The organism is Hydrobacter penzbergensis (assembly GCF_900106985.1).
In the GTDB taxonomy this organism is placed as follows: Bacteria; Bacteroidota; Bacteroidia; order Chitinophagales; family Chitinophagaceae; genus Sediminibacterium; species Sediminibacterium magnilacihabitans.
The window spans coordinates 71,320-94,116 of record NZ_FNNO01000010.1 but is presented as its reverse complement, the minus strand read 5'-3'; the positions used below and the strand labels follow the sequence as shown (position 1 = coordinate 94,116).

At 45.2% G+C, this 22,797-nt stretch carries 20 protein-coding genes, 1 tRNA gene and 1 pseudogene; 9 read left to right on the top strand and 13 right to left on the bottom strand.

What is annotated here, in order from left to right; genetic code table 11:
* Positions 1-32: 32 nt before the first annotated feature.
* From infB to BLU98_RS11895, 3 genes are read right to left on the bottom strand one after another with little or no spacing between them, the layout of a single operon-like run.
* On the bottom strand, positions 33-3,002 hold the full coding sequence (gene infB / locus BLU98_RS11905; protein ID WP_092724334.1) for a translation initiation factor IF-2: 2,970 nt from the start codon (positions 3,000-3,002) through the stop codon (positions 33-35).
* 56 nt (positions 3,003-3,058) lie between these two features.
* Entirely contained in the window at positions 3,059-4,309 is a 1,251-nt protein-coding gene (nusA, locus tag BLU98_RS11900) for a transcription termination factor NusA (RefSeq protein WP_092724332.1), read from the bottom strand.
* A gap of 14 nt (positions 4,310-4,323) precedes the next feature.
* The gene (locus BLU98_RS11895; protein WP_092724330.1) at positions 4,324-4,794 is read right to left on the bottom strand and encodes an LSm family protein; all 471 of its coding nucleotides are present in this window, start codon (positions 4,792-4,794) and stop codon (positions 4,324-4,326) included.
* Positions 4,795-4,967: 173 nt separating this feature from the next.
* Here BLU98_RS11895 and BLU98_RS11890 point away from each other — a divergent pair, with 173 nt between their 5' ends.
* Positions 4,968-5,198, top strand: coding sequence for a hypothetical protein (locus BLU98_RS11890; RefSeq protein ID WP_092724328.1), 231 nt, complete (start codon positions 4,968-4,970; stop codon positions 5,196-5,198).
* Positions 5,199-5,264: 66 nt separating this feature from the next.
* Here BLU98_RS11890 and BLU98_RS11885 read toward each other — a convergent pair whose 3' ends face one another.
* Genes BLU98_RS11885 through BLU98_RS11875 form a run of 3 tightly spaced genes read right to left on the bottom strand, consistent with a single transcriptional unit; the run spans position 5,265 to position 6,503 of the window.
* Positions 5,265-5,873: an HAD family hydrolase gene (locus tag BLU98_RS11885; RefSeq protein WP_257574938.1), complete on the bottom strand. Its 609-nt coding sequence runs from the start codon at positions 5,871-5,873 to the stop codon at positions 5,265-5,267.
* Positions 5,874-5,875: 2 nt separating this feature from the next.
* A complete protein-coding gene (locus BLU98_RS11880) occupies positions 5,876-6,184 on the bottom strand; it encodes a helix-turn-helix domain-containing protein (protein ID WP_092724324.1) in 309 nt (102 codons plus the stop codon).
* Entirely contained in the window at positions 6,162-6,503 is a 342-nt protein-coding gene (locus BLU98_RS11875; protein WP_092724322.1) for a type II toxin-antitoxin system RelE/ParE family toxin, read from the bottom strand. Before BLU98_RS11875 ends, BLU98_RS11880 begins: the two co-directional genes overlap by 23 nt.
* Positions 6,504-6,647: 144 nt before the next feature.
* Here BLU98_RS11875 and BLU98_RS11870 point away from each other — a divergent pair.
* The 5 genes from BLU98_RS11870 to BLU98_RS11855 all read left to right on the top strand — a co-directional run bounded on the left by BLU98_RS11870 (position 6,648) and on the right by BLU98_RS11855 (position 9,022).
* Positions 6,648-6,721, top strand: a tRNA-Ile gene (locus tag BLU98_RS11870).
* 79 nt (positions 6,722-6,800) lie between these two features.
* On the top strand, positions 6,801-6,971 hold the full coding sequence (locus BLU98_RS17860) for a hypothetical protein (RefSeq protein ID WP_257574937.1): 171 nt from the start codon (positions 6,801-6,803) through the stop codon (positions 6,969-6,971).
* A complete protein-coding gene (locus BLU98_RS17855; protein ID WP_257574936.1) occupies positions 6,953-7,213 on the top strand; it encodes a hypothetical protein in 261 nt (86 codons plus the stop codon). Before BLU98_RS17860 ends, BLU98_RS17855 begins: the two co-directional genes overlap by 19 nt.
* 206 nt (positions 7,214-7,419) lie before the next feature.
* Positions 7,420-8,034 (top strand): DUF6088 family protein, encoded by a 615-nt coding sequence (locus BLU98_RS11860; protein ID WP_092724318.1) that lies wholly within the window; start codon positions 7,420-7,422, stop codon positions 8,032-8,034.
* Positions 8,021-9,022 (top strand): nucleotidyl transferase AbiEii/AbiGii toxin family protein, encoded by a 1,002-nt coding sequence (locus tag BLU98_RS11855; protein ID WP_092724316.1) that lies wholly within the window; start codon positions 8,021-8,023, stop codon positions 9,020-9,022. Before BLU98_RS11860 ends, BLU98_RS11855 begins: the two co-directional genes overlap by 14 nt.
* Before the next feature lie 315 nt (positions 9,023-9,337).
* Here the strand turns inward: BLU98_RS11855 and BLU98_RS11845 are convergent, their stop codons facing one another.
* On the bottom strand, positions 9,338-10,768 hold the full coding sequence (locus tag BLU98_RS11845) for an AAA family ATPase (RefSeq protein WP_092724314.1): 1,431 nt from the start codon (positions 10,766-10,768) through the stop codon (positions 9,338-9,340).
* A 161-nt stretch (positions 10,769-10,929) separates the two neighbouring features.
* On the opposite strand from BLU98_RS11845, the pseudogene BLU98_RS11840 reads away from it, so the two are divergent.
* Positions 10,930-11,109: pseudogene (locus BLU98_RS11840) on the top strand (integrase core domain-containing protein); the annotation flags it as partial.
* Positions 11,110-11,235: 126 nt separating this feature from the next.
* On the opposite strand, the gene BLU98_RS11835 reads toward BLU98_RS11840, so the two are convergent.
* Positions 11,236-12,362 (bottom strand): IS3 family transposase gene (locus BLU98_RS11835; RefSeq protein ID WP_371937896.1). Its coding sequence is split into 2 segments (ribosomal slippage): positions 11,236-12,083 and positions 12,083-12,362, totalling 1,128 coding nucleotides; the frame shifts between segments, so codons are not numbered across the junction.
* Positions 12,363-12,729: 367 nt separating this feature from the next.
* Between BLU98_RS11835 and BLU98_RS11830 the strand changes: the two genes are divergently transcribed.
* Positions 12,730-13,986: a carboxypeptidase-like regulatory domain-containing protein gene (locus tag BLU98_RS11830; RefSeq protein WP_257574935.1), complete on the top strand. Its 1,257-nt coding sequence runs from the start codon at positions 12,730-12,732 to the stop codon at positions 13,984-13,986.
* Between the two features lie 524 nt (positions 13,987-14,510).
* On the opposite strand, the gene BLU98_RS11825 is transcribed toward BLU98_RS11830, so the two are convergent.
* The 3 genes from BLU98_RS11825 to BLU98_RS11815 all read right to left on the bottom strand — a co-directional run bounded on the left by BLU98_RS11825 (position 14,511) and on the right by BLU98_RS11815 (position 17,456).
* Positions 14,511-14,849, bottom strand: coding sequence for a hypothetical protein (locus BLU98_RS11825; RefSeq protein ID WP_139173910.1), 339 nt, complete (start codon positions 14,847-14,849; stop codon positions 14,511-14,513).
* A gap of 232 nt (positions 14,850-15,081) precedes the next feature.
* Positions 15,082-16,053 carry a 3-keto-disaccharide hydrolase gene (locus BLU98_RS11820; RefSeq protein WP_092724308.1) on the bottom strand — a complete coding sequence of 324 codons (972 nt, stop codon included), beginning with the start codon at positions 16,051-16,053 and terminating at the stop codon, positions 15,082-15,084.
* A 32-nt stretch (positions 16,054-16,085) separates the two neighbouring features.
* The gene (locus tag BLU98_RS11815) at positions 16,086-17,456 is read right to left on the bottom strand and encodes a Gfo/Idh/MocA family protein (protein WP_092724305.1); all 1,371 of its coding nucleotides are present in this window, start codon (positions 17,454-17,456) and stop codon (positions 16,086-16,088) included.
* A gap of 112 nt (positions 17,457-17,568) precedes the next feature.
* Here BLU98_RS11815 and BLU98_RS11810 point away from each other — a divergent pair, with 112 nt between their 5' ends.
* A complete protein-coding gene (locus BLU98_RS11810) occupies positions 17,569-18,891 on the top strand; it encodes a hypothetical protein (protein ID WP_092724303.1) in 1,323 nt (440 codons plus the stop codon).
* 49 nt (positions 18,892-18,940) lie between these two features.
* Here BLU98_RS11810 and BLU98_RS11805 read toward each other — a convergent pair whose 3' ends face one another.
* Positions 18,941-19,741 carry a histidine phosphatase family protein gene (locus BLU98_RS11805; protein ID WP_092724301.1) on the bottom strand — a complete coding sequence of 267 codons (801 nt, stop codon included), beginning with the start codon at positions 19,739-19,741 and terminating at the stop codon, positions 18,941-18,943.
* Positions 19,742-19,744: 3 nt separating this feature from the next.
* A complete protein-coding gene (locus BLU98_RS11800; RefSeq protein WP_092724299.1) occupies positions 19,745-22,690 on the bottom strand; it encodes a TonB-dependent receptor in 2,946 nt (981 codons plus the stop codon).
* Positions 22,691-22,797: the final 107 nt, after the last annotated feature.

The window sequence follows — 22,797 nt, the reverse complement described above, 5'->3', positions numbered from 1 at the left end:
GTTATCGGGTTCTTAAGAAAATGTAAAAGCTATTACAGGGTACGCTTCACTTCTTCTTCTTCAAATGCTTCTACGATGTCGCCTACCTTGATATCGTTGTAGTTCTTGATGGTTAAACCGCACTCCATATTGGATACCACTTCCTTCACATCGTCCTTGAATCGTTTCAGGCTGCCCAGCTCGGCGCTCTGTCCTTCGCCTTTGGGGTATTCCACGATACCGTCGCGGATGATGCGGATCTTGCTGTTGCGGCTGATCTTTCCTTCGAGCACATAACAACCGGCCACGGTGGCTTTGTCGAACTTGTACACTTCGCGTACTTCCACGTTGGCCACGATCTTTTCCTGGTATTTGGGTTCCAGCATACCCTCCATCGCGCTCTTGATTTCGTCGATGGCGGTATAGATGATGGAGTATAGTTTGATCTGTACGCCTTCTGTTTCTGCCAGCCTGTTGGCCTGCATGGAAGGTCGCACGTTAAAGCCGATGATGATGGCGTCTGATGCGGTGGCCAGCAGTACATCACTTTCGGATATCTGACCTACAGCTTTATGCACCACGCGCACGGCGATCTCTTCGTTGGAGAGTTTCTGCAAGGAGTCGCTGAGGGCTTCCACCGAACCGTCCACATCACCTTTGATAATGATGTTGAGTTCCTTGAAGTTACCCAGTGCCAGTCGACGTCCGATCTCATCGAGCGTGATGTGTTTTCTCGCCCTCAGTCCCTGCTCACGCAATATCTGGGCGCGTTTGGTAGCCACTTCTTTGGCATCGGCCTCGTCTTCATACACTTTGAATTTCTCACCCGCCTGCGGCGCGCCGTTCAGGCCCAGTATCACTACCGGTGTAGATGGCGGCGCTTCTTCGATGCGCTGGTTACGCTCGTTGAACATGGCTTTTACGCGGCCGTAATGCTGACCGGAAACGATCAGGTCGCCCTGGCGTAAGGTTCCGTTCTGCACCAGTATGGTAGCCACATAACCGCGTCCCTTATCGAGCGATGCTTCGATGATGGTACCGGCGGCTTCGCGGTCGGGATTGGCTTTGAGGTCGAGCAGTTCGGCTTCGAGCAATACTTTTTCGAGCAGCAGGTCTACATTGAGGCCCTGCTTGGCAGAGAGTTCCTGGTTCTGGAACTTACCGCCCCAGGCTTCTACCAGGATATTCATTTGCGAGAGCTGCTCGTATATTTTCTGCGGGTTGGCCCCGTCTTTATCTATTTTGTTCACCGCAAAGATCATGGGTACGCCGGCAGCCTGTGCGTGGCTGATGGCTTCCTTGGTCTGCGGCATCACGGCGTCGTCGGCCGCTACCACAATGATGGCTATGTCGGTTACTTTGGCACCACGGGCACGCATGGCCGTAAATGCTTCGTGACCCGGCGTATCGAGGAAGGTGATGGCTTTGCCGTTGGGCAGGGTTACCTCGTAGGCGCCGATGTGCTGGGTGATACCTCCGGCTTCGCCGGCTACCACGTTGGCGTTACGGATATAGTCGAGCAGCGAAGTTTTACCGTGGTCTACGTGACCCATGATGGTAACGATGGGGGCGCGTGTTACGCGGTCCTCCTCGTCATCCTCCTCGTCTTCTTCTTCCATTTCCTGTGCATCGTCCATACCTATGAATTCCACTTCGAAGCCGAATTCACTGGCCACCAGCTCTATCACTTCCGCATCGAGGCGTTGGTTGATGGATACCATGATGCCCAGGTTCATACATTTTCCGATCACTTCGGCAAAGCTTACATCCATGAGGTTGGCAAGCTCGCTTACGGTAATGAATTCCGTTACCTGCAGCTTGTTGTCTTCCGTGCCTTCGCCCATGGCTTCGGCGGCTTCATCGCGTTTGGCGCGGCGGTATTTGGCTTTGAGGCTCTTACCACGACCACCCGAACCGGCCAGCTTGGCCTGTGTTTCACGGATCTTATCCTGTATGGCTTTCTGGTCTATCTCTTTGTCTTCTACGGGTGTTCTGCGCGGGTTCCTGTCGTTGCTGCGGTTGGCGCCACCTCTTTGCGGGCCGCCGCGGTTATCGCGGTTAAAGCCTCCGCCCTGTTGCGGGCCACGGTTCTGACCGGGACCGCCACCGGGCCTGTTGCCCTGGAACGGAGGTCGCTGACCACCCTGTTGTCCCTGACCTTGTCCCTGCGGCTGGTCGCCGGGCTTTTTATCGATGGGTATACGCTTACGTTTGCGTTTCTCGTCGCGGGCCATGGGCTTGGGACGGGTATCGCTGTTCACAGGCAGTTCTATCTTACCCAGGATCTTGGGACCTTCCAGTTTTTCGGCGCGGATGTTCTCGATCACGGGGCCGGCTTCTCCTGCCGGTGTTGCTTGCGGCTGGGGCGCTGCCGGTGTTACCACAGGCTCCTGCTTGGCAACCGGCTCCGGTTTGGGTGCTGCCGGTGCAACGGGCTCTTCTTTGGGAGCCGGTTGTTTGGCCTCGGCGGCCGGAGCAGCTTCTTCTGCCGGATGCTCTTCTTTTTTCCTGGGCGCCGCTTTTTTGGGGCGGGTAGAAGAGTCGATGGCAGAGAGGTCTATTTTGTTGATGACTTTGGGCGCTTCGATTTCAGGCGCTTCGATCTTCACATGGTTGTTGTCTTCTGAAGCGGGTGTTTCTGCTACCGGTTCCGGTTTAGCGGCAGGGGGCGGAGCGGATGCTACCGGTTCTGCTACCGCTGGTTCTTCGGGTGCCGGTTTTTCTTCTTTGACTGCCGGCTTCTTCTCTTCTTTTTTAAAGCTGATCTCTTCTTCGTCTTTCCTTTTCTTAGCTTCTCCCTGGGCCGTTTTGGGTATTTCTACCTGGTCGGCTTTGTTCTTGGCCACTTTATCGCTCTGGAACTCTGCCTGCAGGGCATAGTATTGGTCTTCCAGGAGCTTGGCAGTGGGCTTCAGGTCGTCGCGGTTAAATCCTTTTTTCACCAGGAACTCGACCAGGGTATCCTGGCCAATGTTGAATTCCTTGGCGGCTTGTAACAGTCTCGGTAATTTCAGTTCTGACATTCAGTGTTTTTATGGTCTTCGAAAGACTTCGGCAAATATAGTTCCTAATAAGTAGCTTACTCTTCTCTGTCGAATTCTTCCTGTAATATTCTTCTTACGTCTGTGATGGTTTCTTTTTCCAGGTCTGTTCTTCTTTCCAGTTCTTCGGGTGTTAGTTTGAGCACGCTGCGGGCGGTATCGCAACCGATGCGTTTGAATTCGTCGATGATCCAGGAATCGATCTCATCACTGAATTCATCGAGGTCGATATCGAACTCGTCGGTCACTTCTTCGTCTTCGCGGAACACATCGAGTTCATAACCCGTCAATTCGCAGGCCAATTTTATGTTTACGCCCCTGCGACCGATGGCCAGGGATACCTGGTCGGCCTTGAGGTACACTTCGGCGTGCTTTTTTTCGTTGTCCAGCTCCATGAAGCTGATCTTAGCGGGCGTGAGCGAGCGTTGGATGAGCAGCTGAATGTTGCTGGTATAGTTGATTACGTCTATATTTTCATTCTTCAGTTCACGTACAATACCGTGGATACGGCTACCTTTCATACCCACGCAGGCGCCCACGGGGTCTATGCGGTCGTCGTAAGACTCTACAGCCACTTTGGCTCGCTCCCCGGGGTCGCGAACGATTTTTTTGATGGCGATGAGACCGTCGAAGATCTCGGGTACTTCAATCTCGAGCAGTTTGGCCAGGAAGAGCGGACTGGTGCGCGACAGGATGATCACCGGCGTATTGTTCTTGAGGTCTACGCGGGCTACCACGGCGCGGATGTTCTCGCCTTTTTTGAAGTAGTCTTGCGGGATCTGCTCCGATTTGGGCAGGATGAGTTCGTTGCCTTCTTCATCGAGCAGGAGCACTTCTTTTTTCCAAACCTGGTATACTTCGGCGCTGATGATCTCGCCTACGCGGTCGCCGTATTTTTTAATGAGCACGTTCTTTTTCAGGTCGCTGATGCGGCTGGCCAGGGTTTGTTTGGCGGCCAGGATGGCGCGGCGACCGAAATCGAGAATGTCTACTTCTTCGTACAATTCTTCACCTACTTCGAAATCGGGTTCAATTTTGGTGGCTTCGGTATAGGCCACTTCGGCCAGGGGGTTTTCCACTTCACCGTCTTCCACGATCATGCGGCGGCGGATGATCTCAAGGTCACCTTTTTCCGCGTTCACGATCACATCGAAATTATCGTCGCTTCCGTATTTCTTGCGCAGGAGGGTTTTAAAAACGTCTTCCACCACTTTCATCATCGTGGGACGGTCTATATTCTCTGCGTCTTTGAATTCCTGGAATGCTTCAATCAGGTTAATACTGGCCATAGCTCTGAATTTTATTAGAATTTGACTTGAACTGTTGTAGTTTTTATGTTATTGAATGGTATTACCAATTGCTGTGTTATTGCTTTTTTGCCTTTGCCCTCGGTATGTTCTATGATGATATCGGCTTCGGCCACTTCGAGCAGTTTGCCTTCTTTCTGGGTTCCGTCGGTAAAGAGTACTTCTACCTGGCGGCCAATGTTCTTCACGTACTGGCGTTGCAGTTTCAGCGGCTCGTCTACCCCGGGCGAAGAGAGTTCGAGGGAAAATTCTCCTTCGGGGTACATGCCGGTTTCTTCTATGAGTTTATAGAGTTTCCGGTTGAACTGTACGCATTTTTCTATGGAAATGCCCTGGTCGCCGTCGATGAACACTTTTACGTTGTTGGTAGGTTTTATTCTCACTGCCACACGGAAATAGGCGGGCTCATTGGCCAGAACCTGGTCGGTAAGCTGCTCTATTTTTTCTATTGCTGTTTCGTTTGCCATTAATTTCTTCAGGTATGTAAAAAGGAGAAGGGAACGGTGTCCGTTCCCTTCTGTTGTTCATTTCCGAGTGCAAATGTAGTGTATTGCAGGGGTATATTCCAAATTTTTGGCGTTAAGGGGTTTTAACTTTTTGGTGGCGGGGGCTTGGTATTATTGGTTTAACTTTGTTGCCCATGTTCAAGATATTAGTTTACGGTTTCATCATTTATATTGTGTACCGCTTCATTTTCGACTTTGCGATACCGGTGAGCAAGGCCAGCACCCAGGTGCGGGAGAAGTTGCAGGAGATGCAGCGCCAACAACAGGAGGCTGCCAGGCAGCAACAGGCGCAAGGCCAGCAGCGGGCTTCTTCTTCAAAGCCTTCGGTAGGTGAAGATTATATTGAGTTTGAAGAGGTAAAATAAACGACTTGCTCGTCATCCCGAGCGAACGCAGTGAGTCGAGGGACCTGCCCAAACCTTCAACCATTACTACAATCCCAGTTCCAGTACAGTCTTCGGCGCCACCAAGTGAATGGTTTGCAGGCCCGTTTTTTGTGCGCCTTCTATGTTTTTGTAAGTATCGTCTATGAAAAGGGTTTCAGCGGAGTTCAGCTTTTCTGCTTTAATGATCGCTTCGAAGGATTCAGGATCAGGTTTTCTGAGGCCCAGTTCATGTGAGTAATAGGCTTTAATGAAGAAGCTGTTGAAATCGCGGCCATTGTTGTTGGCGCGGAAATCGGCCATGAAGTAATCGTAATGGATCTGGTTGGTATTAGAGAAGAGGTAAACATTGTATTTTTTACCGATGGCTTCCAGCCAGGTCACGCGTTCCTGTGGAAAATCGAGCAGCAGGGCATTCCAGGCATCACGGATCTGTTCATTGGTGAGATTGGTTTGGGTTTCTTTGCAGAAGGCATCGTAGAATTCCTGCGGAGAAATTTTACCGGTTTCAAGGTTGATAAACAGGTCGTTGGAATGGTGTTGGGTGAACATGGCGTTGAACTGAGGCACGCCCAGGTTTCTGAATGCTTTTTCTGTCAGCGAGAAATCGAGGTTGAGGAAAACACCGCCGAAGTCGAAGATGATATTCTTAGTCAAGATTATAATTTAATGGATAATTGAATGCTTCCGCCCAGGCCCAATTCAACAATTTTCTGCAAAGTGGAGATGCGGACTTCCTTTACATCGTTTTCAATTTTTGAGATGTACGATTTTGCCATGCCTACTTTTTCAGCCAGTTCTTCCTGGGTGAGGCCTTTTTCCAGCCTGGCTTCGTGCAGCATGGCTCCTATCTTGAAATGATCATATCCGTCTTCCAGTTCTTCGCGTTTTGCTGTTCCTCGTTTGCCGTAATGCTTGTCTTTGAATTGATCAAGCGTCATTATATTATTGTTTTTTTTCGTTTTCATATTCGTGTTTGATTTTTAATGCTCTTTCTATTTCGGCCTTGGGAGTTTTCTGGGTTTTCTTCTGAAAACCATTTGCCAATACCACAAGGCTTCCTTTATCGAAAAAGCAAAAAATTCTAAAGATATCACTGCCCTGCTGTACCCGTATCTCATATAGTCCGTTTGTTCCTTCCATATGCTTGAGGTAGGTTTCAGGAATTTTCGCTAAATCCTCAATCAGATTTAAGGTCCAAACAATTTTGTTTTTGACGTTGTCTCGTTGCCTTACAAAGAACTCCTCGAAATAAGTCTTGTAAAAAATAACCGTTCGATGTTTCATATTTTAGCCAATTCTCCACGTAGCAAAGTTAGCAAAAGTTGCCCCAAAGTGCAACTTTTATTGTTTAGGAAAGATCATCTTTTTCAATTTTCAAGGAAGATCATCTTCTTTTCTATATTTTTGCCGCCCAAGATCGAAAGATCAGGGCCTATAGCTCAGTTGGTTAGAGCACCTGACTCATAATCAGGGGGTCCCAGGATCATGCCCTGGTGGGCCCACAGAATACCCGCAGATCAGTTGATTTGCGGGTATTTTTTGCCCTTGCTTTATCGTATATTTGAAGAGCAAATATTTATCATGACAGAAATCATCATTGATAAGAAAAAATACGTTCTGGTGCCTGCAAAGGATTATTCTGCTTTGCAAAAAAAAGCTGCCTTAAAATCAAAGGCCGAAAAGGTCTTTTCCTTGGAAGATGCACGGTCGTTTAGCAAGAAGTTGATCAGAAAATGGGCGGCAGAAAAGTAACTGTAAAACAAAGCGCCGCTGAAAGCATTGCATCTATCGCTTGGTATATTGAATCGAAGGGATTGATTGCGATTGCCGAAAAGTTTACTGATGACGTTTATGATTACTTCCTCAAACTTGCCAATCCTCTAAAATCCTATACTGTTTGCAAAGACCCAATTCGTTCTTCATTGGGATATAAGTGTCCAGGGAAACTCATCAAAAAATACCACTCTTCGTTGCCGTTTTATGATAGGCGTTAAATACTTGGTTAGCATGTCAAAAGCTTCAAACCAACTGGCGGGGGAAACCAGGTTTTTGGTATTGACATAAATCATCATCAACTGGTGCCCTGTCTGAAATCCTTGACCGATAAGAATCAAGTACCGTGGTGAGCATTTGTCACGATTTTGCATAAAATCGTGACAAATGTGACGTTTTCTGTCACAATTATGCATAAATTTGTGACATGAAATCAGTTCAACAACATATCGGAGAGCAGATTCGGGAAACTCCGCCTGGAGCTATTTTATTTCCTGCTGACTTTCGAGGCTTGGGATCGGACGATGCTATCAGGCAGGCTTTGTCCCGCCTGGTAAGTGAAGGTGTCATTGAAAGACTTGGACACGGGATCTATTACCTCCCTCAATATGACGATGAGCTGGGTAAGCTGATTCCTTCCATGGAAAAAATAGCAGAGGCAATAGCAGCGAGAGAGCATGTGCGCATTCTGCCAACCGGTGCGGCTGCTCTCAACAGACTGGGCTTGTCGACACAGGTGCCTATGAATATCGTGTACCTGACCGATGGCCAGCGGCGTAATATTCAAATCGGTAAAGGAAAGCTGGTATTCAAGCCGACAACTCCCAAAAAGTTTGCTTTTAAAGGCGCCATCAGCGGCATGCTGATACGCGCTTTAGAAGATGTAAATCTAAACGAGATCACAGCTGAAATGAGGGCTCGTATCAAAGTGCTGATTGAAAAGGAGGACCCGCAACTTTTGAAATACGATCTGCAACTCGCGTCAGCAAAAACTCATGATTATTTACTACAGTTAATAAAAGACAGACATGAAGTGGCTTGAATTATCGGATGATAGAAAGCAGCTGGTGCTTGACCAGGCATCGGCAAAATTATCAGCGCCCAAGAATGCATTGGAAAAAGACTGGTGGGTGACTGTTGCCTTACGGGCCATCTTTAATACACCATTTGCAAAAGATATTGTTTTTAAGGGCGGCACCTCTTTAAGTAAGAGCTGGCAACTGATCTCGAGGTTCTCTGAAGACATTGATCTGGCAATTAATCGTGAAGCGTTGGGGTTCGGCGGTGAACTGACTTATTCGCAAATCAAAAAATTAAAACGAAAGGGTGTAGAATTTACCAGCACTGAATTCAGACAAGCCGTAGAACAGGAGTTGTATCGTCTTGGCATCCAGAAGGGAACGATCAATATCTATGCAAAGGAAGTACCTCAGCAACGCCCGGATACTGATCCGCAAGCCATCTTTATCGAATATCCGACTGTACTTGGTGCGAATCCCTACCTGCTGCCACCCGTTAAGATCGAAATGAGTGTACGATCCCTTGTTGAACCATCCCATGAAAGAATGGTAGGGGCACTGATGGATGAAGCCATTCCAGGGCAGGATTATGCCGGCGACTCTTTCGCCGTCCATGCAATCGATCCAAAGATAACCATACTCGAAAAAGTATTTCTCCTGCATGAAGAATTTACCAAACCTCCGGACCGGATACGGACAGAACGTATGTCGCGACATCTGCATGACCTGGAAAAGACCATGGACACCGAACACGGGAAACTGGCTATTTCAGACCAGGGACTGTATGACCAGCTTATTGCGCACCGCAGGTATTATATCCGTGATGCAAACGTGCAATATGACCGGCACAATCGTGAAACCCTATCTTTTCTTCCAACAACTTCATGGGTTGCCTCTTACCGAGAGGACTATGAACTAATGAAAGAAAATATGTTTCGGGGAGAAGCTATGGACTTCGAGAAAATGATGGAGAGATTAAGCGCATTCGAAAGAAGGATTAAGCGACAATAAGCCAATCGAAGCGGCTTCGGTGAAAATTACGTGCATCTGCGTCTTGGAAAGAGTGTAAGATTATTTAAAGTAGTTAAAGGGTTTGAGCTGAGTTTGTCAGGTCATCTGCATGAGATAGCAGTAGTGATAATATCTAATTTCTAGTTCTTGGACTTAATAGGGCTGCGATTGTTTTAAATGAACTTGCCGAATCTGTTAAACCCGAACAAATAACTGAGCACCTGTTAAAAGAAGTACCCCTTACTGCTCTGCAACGCTTAGGTTTTCTGCTGGAAGTAATATTAAAAAAGATATTGGGCAGGATTTGAGTTGCGATTATTCATCAAACAATATATCCATTGTTAATTCATTCTGAACTAACCCAATCTTATATTCATTGGTAGTGACCCCATACGTCGTAATCATCGTAAGGAATAATGTTTTTTTTGTGTTAGTCGCACTTCTGAATACCTGCACCTTTTTCCATAGTTCTTCTTTGTACCCTTTTGTGATTGAAAACTCATTGATTGAAAATTTCATCTCACATAAATTAATACACATGTCCTGCCTGTCAATCAACAAATCAATTTGCGCACCTTGCTCATTCTTTTGAGGTTTATACCGCCATGTAGAGGTTTCAGTATGTACATTTTCAATACCCAGTGCTTTTTTGATTGATGCTATATGTTTCATACAAATCGCTTCAAATGCAGTTCCACTCCAACTTTTCCAAGAGGAGCCGGATGCAAATTTCTCCCAAGAGCCAGCACCATGCCATTTACTGTTTTCAATGAATTTCATGAAGAAGTGGGAGTATTCGTCAGTCAACCGGTAAACTACATCCTTCGTAGTTTTTCCGAACGGAATATATGGTGTTATAAAACCCGACTCTGTAAGTTCTTCCAGTAATTGCGTGGCCCCTCCGCCTGAAGACAACCCGCATGCTTCAATGATTTCATTCCTGTTCAAGCCACTTCCTTTTTTTGAAAGTGCTTTAACGACGGCAATATGGTCATCAGCCCCATCAAATAATGAATGAAATAGTTTTTTGAATTCATCTTGCAGGATCCCATCTTTCGTGAAACACAATTTGTCAATTGCTTGCGTGGCACTTTCACCCGGTTCTATCTCTTTTAAATAATGGGGTATCCCACCCATTGCCATATACAATTGAAGTACCTGAAACCTGTCTATATTAACCTTCCGGGCTCTTAAAAATTTTTCCGTTTCACTGACGGTAAAAGGCAAAAGACGCATTTTCCTCGTTACCCGATTGTGTAACCCACCTCTGTTATTAATGACTTTTTGGATCATCCAGGCGGCTGCCGACCCGCAGATTACAACAATTAGATTTTTCTGCCGGGAGGCCCACATATTCCAAAAATTCTCAAAAGCCTGCATAAAACCGGATCTGGGAGTATGTATCCAGGGAAACTCATCAAAAAATACCACTCTTCGTTGCCGTTTTATGATAGGCGTTAAATACTTGGTTAGCATGTCAAAAGCTTCAAACCAACTAGCGGGGGTACCTAATTTTAAACCTTGCACATTTGACAGGGCAATGCGGAAGTTGTCTAATTGCTGGTATAAAGTGGCGTTATGTGTTCCAGAAAATTCAAAAGCTATTTGCTTTTCATATGCATGACGTATAATGAACGTTTTTCCGACCCTTCTGCGACCATACACAGCAACAAGCTCCGCTTCTCCTGATTTCAATATTTTAGACAATAGATTCTGTTCTGTTTCTCGTCCAATTATTGGTTCCATTGTATAAGCATTTTGCGTCTTTTGGCGAATTAAGAATGAGTTATAATTCGCCAAAACTATAAAAAAATACGCGATTTGGCGAGATATAAGGTGGTTATATTTCGCCAAATCTGCTTAAAAAAATGAGTTGTGGCTAATTATAAATAACCCTATTTAGCCAGAAGTTCCGCGATGAATGCTTAAATACGCACTGGTTCCTATCTCTGGAGGATGCTTATGAGAAAATAAGTGGCTGGGTAGCGGAATATAATCACTATCGACCGCACAGTTCTTTAAATGGTAAGACGCCTGCTGAAGTAGTAGTTGAACAACTGATAAAATATGATGTACCCTACTTGTAGGACAGATAATGTGTTCAACTAAGATATAAAAGACCTACTAATACTACTATTACCTTTCTTTTCTTTTTTTGCTTCTTTTTTTCTTTTCTTTAGCTATCCACGTGGATATGTGGATAACGCCATTGCTCAAGCTGCTTTAGCATTCAGGTAACAGGTGGCCGGTGTTTGATAACCCAGAGATTGATGTGGACGCTGTTGGTTATAAAACGAAAAATACTGCTGCAGGCTTTCATAGAGTTTTACGCCGTCTTCGGGAACATACAGGTAAACATGTTCATACTTCACGGATCGCCATAAGCGTTCAATGAAAATATTATCAATGGCCCTTCCTTTTCCATCCATGCTGATCTGTATACCCTCATCTAATAGTTGCTGGGTAAACTCAGTGCTACTGAACTGGCTGCCCTGGTCTGTATTAAAGATCTCCGGCCTGCCATGGTTATCCAGTGCTTCACGCACTACCTGGCTGCACCACTCTGCACTCATGGTATTGCTGATGCTCCAGTTCAATACATAGCGGCTGTGCAGGTCTATGATCGCACACAGGTACATAAAGCCTTTTCGCATGGGTACATAAGTAATGTCCATCGCCCATACCTGGTTGACCCGCTCTATGGGAAGACCTTTGAGCAGGTAGGGATACAGCCGGTTCTGCTTGTCTGGCTTACTGGTATTCTTCCTGCGGTACAGGGTTTTCCAACCCATCAACTCCATCAACCGTTTTACCCGCTTGCGGTTAATCTGATATCCCTGATGCTGCAGCCATACCGTTAAGCGGCGTATACCGTAGAAAGGCGTCTTAAAATACTGTTCGTCCATTAGCCGCATGATGGCCAGGTTCTCTTCCTGCTCCGCTCTCGGCTGATAATAAAGACCACTGCGATGCAGGGATAACAACCGGCATTGACCAGCTACACTTAAGCTACCATGTGTCCGGTCAACCATCCCCCGGCGCTCCAACAGGGGCTTACTCATAATCTTTTTTTTAGAAAATCGTTCTCTACCTGCAATTGGCCAATACGCGCATATAATTGCTCTATCTGACGCTCATTGTCGCTGACAGCATCCGACTTGCCTGATCCAAAAACACTCGACATATTCGACATCGCTTCCTTTTTCCATGTCGCTATCTGCGTAGGATGCAGTTCGTGCTTGCGTGCCAGTTCTTCAACCGTCACTCGCTCTTTTAACGCTTCTAACACTACTTTCGCTTTAAATTCGGCGCTGAACTTACGCCTGCTTTTCTTTGTCATATTTGGTAATTTAAGATGATTTTTTCATTCTTAATTACCTGCCCTCTTTTAAGGGTACATCATAAAACAATCAAAAGAGCGAAAGGAAAAAAACGTACCCAAGGTTCCTCTTCATGAAGGGATGTATTTTGCAGCTACAGAAAACCTGTTGGCTTCACCGGAAAATACATATCTTCATAAAGAGTTTTTTTATCCTTCAAAACAGTCCGAATTCTCCGACTTAGGAGTGCCCGAAATCCGGAGGGAGGTCACCCTTTAGTTTGGAACAAAATGGATTTTGTTTCACTTAAAGATAATTTCTTGGCTTCTACAAAAGTAGTCTTCACTAATGAGTAAACGCTACAATTTTGACTATCCCATAATCTACATGAAAAAGGTTTTATTAATTGTATGTTGTTGTCTGGTCCAATATTCTTCAATAAGTCAATCAAAATTGACGGGTAAGATTATTGATACCCTTACAAAGCAACCGATTGCAGGTGCCAGTATTTTTTTAAGTCACACTTCTATCGGAACTGTAAGTGATGAAAGAGGTGAATTTCTAATTCAACATATCCCTCAAGGAAAATTCGAAATCATTGTTTCTTCATTAAATTATCAGCCTTATATTACTACAATACAACCTGCCCAAGAATCTGCAATACTATCCATACAAATGAGTCCTTCTTCAAATATTCTGAAAGAGGTTATTGTAGAGTCATATGATAAAGATGGATGGACTAAATGGGGTGATTATTTCAAAGCAAATTTTATAGGCACATCTTCCATAGCTGCCAATTGCACCTTAATAAACCATCATGCTGTACGATTCAAATTTATTAATAAAGCAAATACTGTAAGGGCCTTTGCACATGAAAAATTAATCTTTGAAAACAGGGCATTAGGGTATAACATCAAATATTTGTTATCCAAATTTGAGTTTGATATTTCCGCCAAGACATTTAAATTCCTTGGCTATCCTTTATTTGAAAAAATGGTTCCTAAAAATAGCGCTGAACAAAAAAAATGGGAATCTGCGAGGTTAAGTACCTATAAAGGATCCCTGATGCATTTTATGAGAAGCCTCTTCAGCAATCAACTGACCGAGGAAGGTTTTGAAGTAAGGGTTATGAAAAAGGTGACTGATGAAGAAAAAAATAGAGTAAGGGAATTGTATAAACGAATGGAAAAAACAAGTAAAAGCAATGGTGGCAATAGTAAAGAAAAAGGGGAGCTTAATCTAAATAAAGACTCGCTTGAATATTTCGTTAAGGTGATGAAGTTATCTAGTGATGATGATAAGGTAATATTAGACAAATTAATACCAAGGGATAACCTGATTTTTCCAGTAGATAGCTCAGTAGAACCTAATGCTGTATTCTTTGAGTTTAGCGATTATTTACATATTACTTACCTACACAAAAAAGAGCCATATGAATACACGAAGTTTCTGCTAAAGAAACCTGACAAAGATTATATCTCTTCTGATATTACACTTCCATTTCAGAAAGGTGTACCCATATACAAAAATGGTAATTATTCTTATGGTGAAAATATATTTGTATATGGTTATTGGGCATGGTCAGAAAAACTATCTACGATACTGCCTATTGATTACAAGCCAGATGAAAACAATTATCAATAGTTTACATAAAATTACACAACATTAGTAAAAAAGAGCTTTAGGTGCAAAATCCGATTGTATTGATCAGTTGAATCCGATTTTGATGTATTCAGGAAATTGAATTCGGGGTGAACTCGCCCACAGAGTAAGAATTTTTATCAATCTGTATTAGGATTGGAATTATCTGTGGACCAAGGTGCTTTGAAGGTCTTTAAGCCTGGGATAAATGAACTCGTGAGGAGTTTGGTCAAATAGGTGAAATTCTTGTTGCTGAAACACAACATGACACGGAAGGCTACAAAAACACGGAAGGCTACAGTAGTAGTGCGAGGTATCATCCGACAAAAATAATTCTATAGGAGCATGGTAAAGTTCAGACATCGTTTGAAGTAGTCTACCATCTATTTTTGATATACCCTTTTGAAAGCTTATATAATAGTCTAAGGATAAGTTCAATTTTTCAGCAACAAGTTCCTTGGACCAATTATGATAATTTCGAAAGAGTTTTGATTTTAGAGCTGTTGTCATTTCAAAATCTTCTGATATTATCTCTTTTTAACTGATGATTTCCGTTGATTTTTTGATAAGATCATAGCACTTCTAACAAATTTCAACATAGTATCATATTCGACTCCAAAAAAAGCTGCCATAAACTCGATTTCATTTAAAGAGAACTTGCCAGGATCTTCGACTTTCTTAATAAAGGAATAGAATGAAATACCCAATAAGATTTGGAGATTGCTTTTGGCTATAGTTGCAAAAATTTGAGGGAAACTTTTAATCGTATTATTAGATAATCCTGACTTAATAGTATTAATCTTGTGCAGCCCCTCCTCTGTTTCATAGAAAGACAATAACTCCTTCTCTTTTGTACGTTTAGCCATCGGTAGAATAATAATTACAAAAATTAGAAAGTAGTTTTCCATCTACATTTCCCTCGGCCACTTCATTACCCCGGGTTGTATACCCAGATCGCGAATATGTGTAAAAGATTGAGCCGATAAAATTAAAGGAAGGAACAGGAAAACGAAATGGGTAACTACTTTCATATTGCATGTGTTGCCAGTAATAAAGGTAGTTGAAAACCTATCGAATACAAGTCAGCGCAGATTCCGTTTATTCGCCCGGCGTAATCACTATATTTCTAAAAGACACCGGACCATGATCGCCCTGCAGGTAAATGGGGCCGGGTTCTCCTTCTTTGCTGTCCAGCGCGCCGCCGGTAATGCCTGGTATCTCCTGGTTGCAGATGATGGTCTTGCCATTCGCAACCACCGTAACCATCCTGCCCACCAATGTAATATCATAACTCTGCCATTGGTCAGGCCCGATGGCAGCCATTTCACTGGGTACGAGGAATCCGTAAATACCGCCAAAAAGATGGCTGCCCGGATGTTCAGCAGGGTCATTATCGAGTATCTGCGTTTCGTAACGGCCCCTCAAATACACGCCGCTGTTGCTGTTCTTCTTGTATTTGAACTCGATGTGCAATTTAAAATCGCGAAACTTTTCTTTGGTAATGATATTGGCGCCGGAATGCGGACTAATCAATTCCCCGTTTTGAACAATCCATTGGTTGTTCTCTCTGTCTGTTGTCCATCCGGTGAGGTCTTTACCATTGAACAGGCGAATGGGTTTTCCCCAATGAATTTTTTTCTTCTCTGTGAGCATCGGCGCCCTTACACCCGTAAAAGGAAGATCTTTTCCCATACTGGAATGTATCACTCCTTTGATCCCTTCACCATTAGGTTCTCCTTCCAGTACCATGTCTTTCTCCGACGACTCCCATTGTGGCGGGATGGCAAAAGAGAACTTGTTACCATTCAATAATACTTTGGCAACCGGTCTCGCACTTCCACCTGAAGCCACGAACCGGCCCACCAGGGTTTTAACGCCGGAAATCTCGATCTCCAGCCAAGAAGCCCTTTCTTTTCCATTTTCCAATACGGTGAGGTCCCATCTTCCTACCAGGTCTCCACCGGCAATGCTGTTGCTCTTGGTGGCGGTTACCTGCGCGTGAACAGATGATTGTGGCGCCATAGCGGCACATCCTATCAATGCAATTACAATACTTTTCCTGATGTACATGATTTGACTATTTTTAAATGAACGGATAATAACTATCCTATTGTTTTCATATTTACCGGATCCCATTGAATGGGTTTATGGCTGTAATAACTATCGTTACAAAGCAACGCCGGCGCTGCAGCGCGATAACCAAAAACAGCATCTTCCACTACCGTACCATTATTACGGATAGCCGTGAAGAAATTATTGAAGTGATCGTAATGGGCGCCTTTATATCCTTCTTCGGCCTGGAAAACAAATGATTCGGGAGGCAACATCTTTTTCCTGGTCTCCTGGCTTTTGCCGGCTTTTGCCAGCTGCGCTTCCATGAAAGGATCATGGGAATCGAAAGACTTATTCCTTCGTAACGTAACACGATCCCATTCTACATCCATAGCGCCTTCGCTGCCAATCAAACGCAGGTAAGTGGTGCCACTCGTGCCATCCACAAAATTACAACGCAATGAGAGGTTGAAACCCGGATGAGCAGTTCTTTCCGGATAATCGAAAGTGCCGATCAATACATCCGGTACTTCGCGTCCATCGTTCCAGTAACGCAATCCGCCGGTGGCATAAATATGATCGGGCCCAACTGAGTTGGTAATAAAGTGCAGGCTCGAGAACAGGTGCACAAAGAGGTCGCCCGCCATGGCGGTACCATAATCGCGGTAATTTCTCCAGCGGAAAAAACGCATTTTATCGAAGGGGCGATGGGTAGTATTGCTCACGAAAGTTTCCCAATCCACTGTTTGCTCTGATGCATCTTCGGGAATGGGGTATTGCCATACTTCTACCGGTGCGCGACGCGCCCAGAAACCTTCTGCATAATTCAGCTTACCAATGGCGCCGTCTTTCAACAGCTCACGCGCTTTCTCATTACCCAGCGAAGCCAGGCCCTGGCTGCCCACCTGGAACACTTTATTATATTTCTGTTGGGCTGCGATCACAGCGGGACCTTCATCCACGCCATGTACCATCGGTTTCTCGCAATACACATGCTTGCCCGCGGCCATGGCATCTACCGATATTTGTTTGTGCCAGTGATCCGGGGTACCAATGATCACGGCATCCACATCTGACCTGTTCAGGATGTCTTTGTAATGCTTGGTAGTAAAAAGGTCTTTACCCCATTTGGTCTTTGCATCGTTCAACCGGCCATCATACAGATCGCAAACGGCCACCAGTTTCACACCGGGTACCTTCAAAGCGGTATTGGTATCTGCCGAACCCATGCCCCCTGCACCAATCAGTGCCAGGTTGATCTTGTCATTGGCGCCATAAGTTTTGCCTTCCAGTATTTCCCGCCTGATGCGCTCAACATAAGCGGCAGAAGCAGATTGTGCCAGCATCCCACCGGCTAATACGCCACCGGTGGCCATAGATAAATTTTTCAGGAATCCCCGACGATTGTAATCTCTTTTCATACGGTATTTTTTTATTTGCAACGTTTGCTCTAAAGATAAGCACCTGCGCCCATTTCTGCTATTGCATTTAATAAAGATTCTGCGTATTATTGGAATGACTAAACCCTGGCTTATGAGATACCTGTTCTCGTGCCTCCTCTTCCTGGCGCTCCCCTTTGCCACTTTGAAAGCACAAAACTATCCCGACCTTTCCGGCACATGGTACCAGAATGGCAACAGCAATTACCCTGCCTATATCATCCAGAATGGTCAGAACCTCACGTTCATTTTTTCCAACACCACCAGTACCGTCATATTTACTTCAGTCAACCAGGTATATGCCAATACATGGAAAGCTGCTGCGAATATCTCTGCCGATGGTAATACACTTACCTGGAGTGATCAGACCTGGACGAGGGCGGTCATCAACTATCCCAATATTGCAGGAACATGGTATGTGAATGGATCGCCCGTCACTATCACACAAAATGGAAAGATGTTGGAGTTCACAATGGCAGGAGGAAAATCGAAAGGTTATTTTTATTCCACACAAGGTATCTATGCCACCGAATGGAACACTTATGCCACTTATGATGCCGGCACACAAAGTCTTAAATGGAATAATCAGACCTGGACAATTGCCGGAGGTGCAACAGTATCCGGTTCAAATACAGGTACGGCAGGTACTACAAAAATCTGCCGGAGAGAACTTTCTGCATTCTTTTATGCCATGACGGCATTGGGTACTACCTGGGCACGCCCGATATACGAACCCGGAGCCATGAGTGCCCGAACCATTGCAGACCTTAGAGGGGCATTGTCTCTTGTTGTGCCAACACTCAACTTATTTCCCTGCATCGTTTTCGACAGAAACCGCATCACCAACCTCAGTAACAGTTTAGAAAGTATCACCGGCACACAGGCTTCCCAGGAATCTCATCAGATCATTATTGACCTGCAGGTGGCCGTACGAAATGCAGGTATTACCTGCGACAGGGGATTGAATCTCGAAATGCTTTTCATCGGAGGCATTCACCTGGGTGCAGCACAGGCGCATGCGTCCAGCAGGATCTGTCAGCCCGTTCCCATGCCAGCTAATATTGCATCAACAATCTCGGCGCATCTTACCACTGCGCACGACGCTTTGGCTACCCTGCTGCCTTGTATGCCCGATTTGCAACTCGGCGCTTTCTCAACAGTGCCGCTCGGGTCTATGAACTCTGTAGAACCTCATACATTCATTGTAGGCATTATTACCGAAACCCTGTGGGCGGTTACCCTCACCGACTGCTGCTGTACCTGTACCGGCAACGCATCGGTAAATCCCGGCACTACCTGTGACCAGGAATGTCATAAATGGTGTCGCGAGCACGGAAAATCAGGCGGCAAATTCAATGGCATTTGCCTGTTGGGCGTTATGAGCGGTGGAACACAACCTGATTGTCAGTGCTGGTAATTTTCGATTGTACCAGATACCAAAGATGGACCCAATTAAGGAGCATGATCTACTGCTCCATTGCCTGCTTTCCCTTTTCCATATAGCTGGTATCTCCCAACGATACTATTGAGAATTTCCCTTGCTCAAAAACCACTTTGCAGACCGATGCATTGGCCAGTGGCTTAGCGGCCGGGTGCGTTTCACTGATGTTTGAAAGCATGGCATTGATAGCCAGTCCGTGTGAGACAACCAGCACATTGCCGCCTCCCGATTTTGTTGTCCGTTCAGCAATGGCCCGGAGCCAGTTCTGTGTGCGCGTTCTTACGTCTTCAAAATTCTCCGCCAGGTGCAGGGTATCCAGTTTTTTAACGGCATCGAGTGCATCGGTCAGCTTATTGGTTTTACGCATGTCGGCAAACAAAGCAACTGCGGAAGTATAGTGTAGATAGAGGGCAATATCGTTCCACATTTTTTTATTGTGGTCGCCTTCATAACTGCCAAAGCAGCTTTCCCTTAATGCTGTTGAAGCTACCAGTTGAGCATCCTTTTCGTTTTTTGCGTCCACGATAGTCTGTGTTGTTTCGCGCGCACGCCCCAGATCGCTGGTATACACCGATGCGAAATGTATTCCTTTTAACCCAATGCCCAAAGCTTTTGCACCCTTTTTACCTTCGGGTGTAAGGGGTGCATCGGACCAGCCCTGTACACGATCCAGTGCATTCAATAAGGTTTCGCCGTGGCGTACAATATAGAAAACCACTGTTGAGTTATTGTTGTCCTTCTCCTGCGAAAAACAGGTGTGTAAGGAAGAAAAGAGCACTGCTGATACCAGCAATGCTCTTTTGATAGTGTTAATCATTTTCTTCATTTCTTAAAAAGTATAACTGATAGATGCCCAGAAACTGCGGGGTAAAATTGCACGGCCCAGCATCAATTGCCCAGGAGCAAGTGTGCTTTCATTGATGAATTGTTCGCCGCGAACATTTCCCTCTGTGAGACCACGGGCATTCAGCAGGTTGCTTCCCCAAAAGCGTATCTCCACTTTCTTTTTGATGGTATAACCCACGCCGGCTGTCATTTCCGTATAACCATCCAGCCTGTAGGTATTGGCATTGGTTGACCAGCGGCTTCCAATGTTGATCATATTGGCATAGAGGTTCAGGTTCTTATGGTTATAAGTGGCCGATAATTGCAGGTTGGTAGCGGGCAAACGTTCGGGTCTGTTGCCTTTCCAGCTCAAAGGCTTGCCAGCAATAGATGGGTCAGCATCCGGGCTCACCACAATATCGTAGCTGGTGAACTGTGCATTTTCAATCGTTGCCATTCCCCTCAGCGTTAGTCCTTTCAGTACTTCATAAATGATCTCTGTTTCCCAGCTGTAGGTCCTGGATGAACCAAAAGTAGCCTGGGGTATCACGGTTCCCGGAGCCGCACCCGGAACACTGATGGTGAGTGGGAAATTATTTACGCTGGAGTAGCTAAGGGAAGTAAAAAAGGCCAGCTTATTGTAAGCATACCGTAAACCCAGTTCTCCCATATAAATGTTGCGTTTCCTGAGCTGACTGGGCGTAGCACTCACAGCAGCAAAATCATCGATCGTAAAAGCATTGTAGGTTTTGGTGCCGCGTGCAAATAACCCGGTATGGTTATCCAGTTTATAATTGATACCAAGAGAAGCAGACCAATAAGTCATATCCTGTGTGAAAGGCGTGAACCCATCGATGGTATAGCCACTGCCGCCCGTACTGGCAGATGATCCTCCATACACTGCCCTGTGACCGGAAAGATGGTTGGCATCGAGGCGCAAGCCACCATCGAAATTCCATTTCTCACCTGCTCTTACAAGGTCTGAAATGTAAGCCGAATACATGTTTGATATTCCATCGAACTTCGTATAACCACTTTTGCTGGTATTGGCAACTGGCTTAACCTCCGGCACATTGGAAGAGCCTACCAGTATAACGGAAGGGTTATTCTTTATCTCCGTATTGACGGTGGCAGCTACTCCTTCTGAATTGAAATCATAGACATATAGGCCAGCGCCTAATGTAATATTGTGGGCGCCTGCTTTTTTGGTAAAGTCGAGGTAATCGATGATCTGTTTGTCATTCCTTTTCGTATTGCCTATCTGTTGTGCAGTATAAAATCCGGAGGGGTTTTGCAATGGCTGTCCACCTGCATAATAATAATTGATTCCACTTTTAAATGCCGCCGGTGTTGTAACGATGATAGAAGAAGCACTCATTTTGGTGGCTTGGTAGCGGAAATTGTTATTAATGGTCCAGTCATTGTTCGTTCTGTAATGGAATAACATACCGCTATAGCCGGTTTTGGTATGAAAACCATCAGAAAGATCTACATTGATGGCTTTGTTACCAGGTATGGTAAAATTGAACTGGTACTTGAATGGCATCAACACTTCCGTGAAATTGTCGAAATAAGGAAGCGCATTACTCAAGTGCGAGTTTTTATCATATCCATAATATCCCGGCAACAGCCATTCCACTTTATCATTCAGGTATTTTCCGAAGAAGCGTATGTATCCTTTATCACCCAGCTTCCTGGTTATATTCAGTTTTAACTGGCCTCCCTGGTTGGCGGTGAAAGAGGGTTCTTTGATGCCCGGGTCTGTTCTGTAAAAGCCGCCTATATTGTATTGCCAGTCTTTATTGAACTGTCCGCCCGTATTTGCATCAACGCGATACAGGCCCTGCGACAAACCGGATGTGAGTTTAAATGAACCATACGGTTTAGAGCCTCCTGTGTATGAAAGGTTATTAATAACAGCTCCCGGTGTATTGGAAGTGATGATCGATGCGTTGCCACCCCGGATGGCTTCCACATTTTTGATGGTAAGATCGTATTTGAAATACTGATCGGCCGACGGCAATGAAGAATAGCCTGTTGGCAGTATGGGGAGACCATCTTCCATGATACCAAGATAAATGTATCCGCCGCCGGGCAACCCACGTACCCGTATACTGCCGGGACCATCACCGCCGCTGCTTTCTGCAGACAGTCCGGGAACAGCTTTCAGCAGATCGGCGCTGTTCAAAGGCGCCTGCAATGCAATGTCGCGCGAGCTTCGTGTAGTGATGGCAACACTGCTTTCAATCTTTTTCTTCGGATTACCGGTTCCTGTAACCACCACATCATCTAGCTTCAACAGGTCCTCAATCAAACTGGCATTCACCATAGCATTGTTGTCTGCTATGATATGCTGCTTTTTCGGTAAATAACCCACATAAGTAAATGTAATGGTATGGTTGCCCGAAGGGATGTTTTTCAGTTCGTAATTGCCCAATGAGTCAGTAGTAGTCACATATTTACTATTGGTCAATTGCACGGTTACACCCACCAGAGGAACACCGGCGGCATTCTTCACCGTTCCCTTGATATTGACCGGTTCAGCGGCAGGTTTATCGTAGCCAGGTTCCTTTTGTAAAGACTCTTTTTCTGTTGCAGGGAACAGCAATATTTTTTCTTCATCAATATGGTAAGTAATGCCCAAAGGCTTGAAGATCTGTTCAAAAAAATCCTTCACTTTCACCTTTGAAAGGTTACAGCTAATCTTTCTGTCGGCATGAATGAGATGGGAGCTGTAAATGAATTTGCTCCCGGTTTGTGTTTGCAATAAAGAGATAACTTTCTTCAATTCAACTCGTTCTGCCGAAATAGTAATGGTTTTGTTCAACACAGTTTGTGCTTCCAGTCTTCTTCCATAAGCAAAGCCGGCAAACAGGCAAATTAACAGTAGTTGAGTTGAGGTAATTTTCATGACATAAACAAGCAGGTTGGTAACACGCTTTTTTTTCATATTTTAGACATGTTTTAGTTCGTTAAAAATTGGTTGACGGAGTAAAACTTTCCTGCAAAGGATACAGCCGGTAGTGTTGCGAGCATTACCGGTTTTCTTATGCAGAA

Bases quoted from the DNA above. Each gene is read 5' to 3' on its own strand.
- infB (WP_092724334.1), bottom strand. From the start codon at position 3,002: ATGTCAGAACTGAAATTACCGAGACTGTTACAAGCCGCCAAGGAATTC.
- nusA (WP_092724332.1), bottom strand. From the start codon at position 4,309: ATGGCCAGTATTAACCTGATTGAAGCATTCCAGGAATTCAAAGACGCA.
- BLU98_RS11895 (WP_092724330.1), bottom strand. From the start codon at position 4,794: ATGGCAAACGAAACAGCAATAGAAAAAATAGAGCAGCTTACCGACCAG.
- BLU98_RS11890 (WP_092724328.1), top strand. From the start codon at position 4,968: ATGTTCAAGATATTAGTTTACGGTTTCATCATTTATATTGTGTACCGC.
- BLU98_RS11880 (WP_092724324.1), bottom strand. From the start codon at position 6,184: ATGAAAACGAAAAAAAACAATAATATAATGACGCTTGATCAATTCAAA.
- BLU98_RS11875 (WP_092724322.1), bottom strand. From the start codon at position 6,503: ATGAAACATCGAACGGTTATTTTTTACAAGACTTATTTCGAGGAGTTC.
- BLU98_RS17860 (WP_257574937.1), top strand. From the start codon at position 6,801: ATGACAGAAATCATCATTGATAAGAAAAAATACGTTCTGGTGCCTGCA.
- BLU98_RS17855 (WP_257574936.1), top strand. From the start codon at position 6,953: ATGGGCGGCAGAAAAGTAACTGTAAAACAAAGCGCCGCTGAAAGCATT.
- BLU98_RS11860 (WP_092724318.1), top strand. From the start codon at position 7,420: ATGAAATCAGTTCAACAACATATCGGAGAGCAGATTCGGGAAACTCCG.
- BLU98_RS11855 (WP_092724316.1), top strand. From the start codon at position 8,021: ATGAAGTGGCTTGAATTATCGGATGATAGAAAGCAGCTGGTGCTTGAC.
- BLU98_RS11845 (WP_092724314.1), bottom strand. From the start codon at position 10,768: ATGGAACCAATAATTGGACGAGAAACAGAACAGAATCTATTGTCTAAA.
- BLU98_RS11830 (WP_257574935.1), top strand. From the start codon at position 12,730: ATGAAAAAGGTTTTATTAATTGTATGTTGTTGTCTGGTCCAATATTCT.
- BLU98_RS11825 (WP_139173910.1), bottom strand. From the start codon at position 14,849: ATGGCTAAACGTACAAAAGAGAAGGAGTTATTGTCTTTCTATGAAACA.
- BLU98_RS11820 (WP_092724308.1), bottom strand. From the start codon at position 16,053: ATGTACATCAGGAAAAGTATTGTAATTGCATTGATAGGATGTGCCGCT.
- BLU98_RS11815 (WP_092724305.1), bottom strand. From the start codon at position 17,456: ATGAAAAGAGATTACAATCGTCGGGGATTCCTGAAAAATTTATCTATG.
- BLU98_RS11810 (WP_092724303.1), top strand. From the start codon at position 17,569: ATGAGATACCTGTTCTCGTGCCTCCTCTTCCTGGCGCTCCCCTTTGCC.
- BLU98_RS11805 (WP_092724301.1), bottom strand. From the start codon at position 19,741: ATGAAGAAAATGATTAACACTATCAAAAGAGCATTGCTGGTATCAGCA.
- BLU98_RS11800 (WP_092724299.1), bottom strand. From the start codon at position 22,690: ATGAAAAAAAAGCGTGTTACCAACCTGCTTGTTTATGTCATGAAAATT.